The organism is Stenotrophomonas sp. GbtcB23 (genome assembly GCF_019091045.1).
Classification (GTDB): Bacteria; Pseudomonadota; Gammaproteobacteria; order Xanthomonadales; family Xanthomonadaceae; genus Stenotrophomonas; species Stenotrophomonas rhizophila_A.
The window spans coordinates 1-244 of the sequence record NZ_JAGXKC010000595.1 but is presented as its reverse complement, the minus strand read 5'-3'; the positions used below and the strand labels follow the sequence as shown (position 1 = coordinate 244).

General features: G+C 70.9%; 1 protein-coding gene. It reads right to left on the bottom strand.

Going from position 1 to position 244, the window contains the following annotated elements; genetic code table 11:
- Positions 1-130: 130 nt before the first annotated feature.
- Positions 131-244 (bottom strand): queuine tRNA-ribosyltransferase family protein (locus KVS69_RS20235; protein WP_217540070.1); only part of this gene is annotated, 114 nt, incomplete at its 5' end.

Here is a 244-nt window from a genome sequence, read left to right as displayed (position 1 = left end):
GCCCTACCCCTTATGGGGTCGGGTGTCGCCGCGAAACAGGGGTCAGCCGCGAAGTATGCCACGGCCCCGGGTGTTCGTCCTTGGGCCGTTTGGCAGGGTCCGCGCGCCGGATCGGGGCCGGGCCGGCCGCTTACAGCGGCGGCGGGGCCATGCCCCGGGCCGCATAGAAGGCCTCGCGGAAGACCTCGAAGGGTCCCGCCGCGATGGCCGCGCGCATGTCGGCCATCAGCTTCTCGTAGTAATA